The organism is Micromonospora sp. KC207, assembly GCF_004348615.1.
Taxonomy (GTDB): domain Bacteria; phylum Actinomycetota; class Actinomycetes; order Mycobacteriales; family Micromonosporaceae; genus Micromonospora.
The window spans coordinates 1-2,903 of record NZ_SMKJ01000489.1; the positions used below are offsets into that span (position 1 = coordinate 1).

Sequence of the window (2,903 nt, forward strand, 5' to 3'; positions counted from 1 at the left end):
GTCGGCCAGCTCGAACAACGCATCCTCACGAGCGGTCAGACAACGGTGGAACTCACGCCGGAACGCGGCCAGCCGCCCCACCTCACCGATCGACCCGGCATCGTGCACACTGATCACCAGACAGCCCCTGGTTCTTGATCTTCTTCCCTAGACACGAGGAATGATCGATCAAGGGCTGTCCCCATGATCAGCCGGGGTCGATACCGCCGCCCAGCAGGTTAAAGATCAAGTTAGCCCCAGACAGGCGTGCATCGCGGCCCGCAGGCGGGGGGAAGGCTGCGGGCGGCCGAAGATCCGGGGCACCGCCGTGCCGCCACGGCTCCCGGCGAGCAGTGCGGCGGCGACGGCCAGGTTGGCCACAGCGACCGCGACGGCCAAGACCGGGTCCACGAATCCCATGGGGCCAGACGCTAGCGCATGGATGCCCGCGGCCCGAGATCAGCAGAAGCTGCACTCCTCGTAGCGGATCGACGCGGTCGCAATCCTGTCCGGCGCAAGGCGCAGGACCGCGTCCGCGTGGTGCCGCAGTGGTCAGTCAGAGGCGTCCCGCCTCGATGATCCGGCGCAGGAACTGGCGGGTGCGGGGCTCGGTCGGGTCGCCGAACACCCGTTCCGGCGGCCCGGACTCGGCGACCCGCCCACCGTCGAGGAAGCACACCTGGTCGGCGACCTCCCGGGCGAACCCCATCTCGTGCGTGGCCAGCACCATCGTCATGCCGTCGTCCTTGAGCTCGCGGACCAGGGCCAGCACCTCGCCGACCAGCTCCGGGTCCAGCGCCGAGGTGATCTCGTCGAGCAGCATCAGCCGGGGCGAGTTGGCCAGCGCCCGCACGATCGCCACCCGCTGCTGCTGCCCGCCGGAGAGCTGGTCGGGGTAGGCGTCCGCCTTCGCCCCGAGCCCGACCCGGTCGAGCAGCTCCCGCGCCTGCGCCTGCGCCTCGGCGCGGGGCCGCCGGTGCACCCGGACCGGGGCGAGGCAGATGTTGTCCAGCACGCTCAGGTGCGGGAACAGGTTGTACGACTGGAAGACCATCCCGATGCGTCGGCGTACCCGGTCGGGGTCGACCCGGGGGTCGGAGATGTCCTCGCCGTCCAGCTCGATGGTGCCGTCGTCCAGCTCTTCGAGGAGGTTGACGCAGCGCAGCAGCGTCGACTTGCCCGAACCGGACGCGCCGATCAGCGCCACCACCCGGTGCTCGTCGACGGTCAGGTCGAGCCCGTCGAGCACCACGTGGCCGCCGAAGGTCTTGCGCAGCCCCCGACACCGCAGCAGCGTCATCGTCAGCCCCTTTCCTGCCGCCGGGCCGCGTGCAGCGTCACCCAGTCGGTGACGGCGATCAGCGGGATCGCGAGCAGCACGAACAGCGCCCCGGCCACGATGTACGGCGTGTAGTTGAACGTCTCGGCGGTGGCGATCTGCGCGGCGCGTACCGCGTCGATCGGCCCGGCGAGGGAGACCAGCCCGACGTCCTTCTGCAACGCGACCACGTCGTTGAGCAGGGGTGGGGCCACCCGGCGGACGGCCTGCGGCAGCACCACGTGCCGCATCGTCTGCCGGTAGCTCAGCCCGAGCGAGCGGGCCGCCGCGAGCTGGCTGGGATGCACGGACTCGATGCCGGCGCGGAACACCTCGGCCAGGTACCCGCCGTAGGTGAGCACCAGCGCGAGCCCGCCGAGCACCAGCACCGGTGGCATGCCCGCGAGGCGCAGGCCGGGCACCCCGAGGGTGAGCACGTACAGCACGATGATCAGCGGCAGGCCCCGGAACGTGTACGTGTAGCCGGCCGCGAGGGCCCGGACCGGGAAGAAGACCGGTCCCCGCAGCGTGCGCAGGATCGCGACGAGCAGGCCGAGCAGCAGCGCGCCGGCCGCGCAGCAGACCAGCAGCCGGACGTTGAGCCAGAGCCCGGCGAGCACCTCGGGCAGCGCGTCCCGGGCGATCGCCGGGTCGGCGAAGGACCGGCGGACCCGGTCCCACCCGGGCGCGCCGGTCACCGCGACGACGAGCAGCGTGCCGAGCGCCGCCGTGGACGCGGCGGCGACCAGCACGCTGGTGACGGTCTGGCGGCGGCGGTATGCCTGCCTCCGCCGCTGCGCCGCGGAGGGTTCGTGCGGGGCGAGGATCACTTGAGCTCGGACGCCCCCGCGACCTGGGCCAACCACTTCTGCTCCAGCTTCTTGATCGTGCCGTCGGCGGTGAGCTGGCCGACCGCGCCGGTGACGCAGGGGGTGAGCGGGGAGTTGCGGTCCAGCACCAGCCCGAACGCCTCCGGCGTGCCGACCTGCGGCAGCTGCCCGACGACAGTCGCGTCGGTGATCTCCGCGCCGGTGATGAAGAAGGCGGTCGGCAGGTCCACCACGAGGCCGTCGATCTGCCCGTTCTGGAGGGCCTTCTTGGCGTCGTCGTTGCTGTTGTACACCTGCGGCTTGGCCTTCGGCTTGATCACGTCGGTGATGGCCTGGTAGCTGGTGGTGCCGACCTGGGCGCCGAGCTTCGCGTCGCGCAGGTCCGCCAGCGACGCACTGCCGGCGATCTTCGCGGACTTCTTCGCGATCACGGCCTGTCGGACCAGGTAGTACGGCCCGGTGAAGTCGACCGCGCTCTTGCGCTCCTCGGTGATGGAGAACTGGTTGATGTCGAAGTCGAACTCCTTGGGGCCGGGGGCGATGGCGACGTCGAACTTCACCCGGGTCCAGGTGACGTCGGCGCGGGCGTACCCGAGCTTCTCGGCCACCGCGTAGGCCACGGCGGCCTCGAAGCCCTCGCCGTTCTCCGGCTTGTTGCCGACGAACCACGGCTCGTACGCCGGATCGTCGGTGGCGACGGTGAGCTTGCCCGGCGTCCGGGTGGGCAGCTTGCCCTTCAGGCAGTCCGGGCCGGCCGTGGCGGCGGGGGTGGCGGG

Annotated in this window: 4 protein-coding genes; all 4 read right to left on the reverse strand. The window is 71.3% G+C overall.

What is annotated here, in order from left to right:
- Nucleotides 1–225: 225 nt before the first annotated feature.
- A complete protein-coding gene (locus E1258_RS33730; protein WP_165949961.1) occupies nt 226–399 on the reverse strand; it encodes a hypothetical protein in 174 nt (57 codons plus the stop codon).
- Nucleotides 400–535: 136 nt separating this feature from the next.
- The gene (locus E1258_RS31625) at nt 536–1,279 is read right to left on the reverse strand and encodes an amino acid ABC transporter ATP-binding protein (RefSeq protein ID WP_132407526.1); all 744 of its coding nucleotides are present in this window, start codon (nt 1,277–1,279) and stop codon (nt 536–538) included.
- Nucleotides 1,280–1,281: 2 nt separating this feature from the next.
- Entirely contained in the window at nt 1,282–2,127 is an 846-nt protein-coding gene (locus E1258_RS31630) for an amino acid ABC transporter permease (protein ID WP_132407528.1), read from the reverse strand.
- Nucleotides 2,124–2,903: ABC transporter substrate-binding protein (locus tag E1258_RS31635; RefSeq protein ID WP_132407530.1), on the reverse strand; the 780-nt coding region annotated here is incomplete at its 5' end. The genes E1258_RS31635 and E1258_RS31630, both read right to left, overlap by 4 nt.

Coding starts and splice junctions, on each gene's coding strand:
- E1258_RS31625 (WP_132407526.1), bottom strand. CDS start 1,279: ATGACGCTGCTGCGGTGTCGGGGGCTGCGCAAGACCTTCGGCGGCCAC.
- E1258_RS33730 (WP_165949961.1), bottom strand. CDS start 399: ATGGGATTCGTGGACCCGGTCTTGGCCGTCGCGGTCGCTGTGGCCAAC.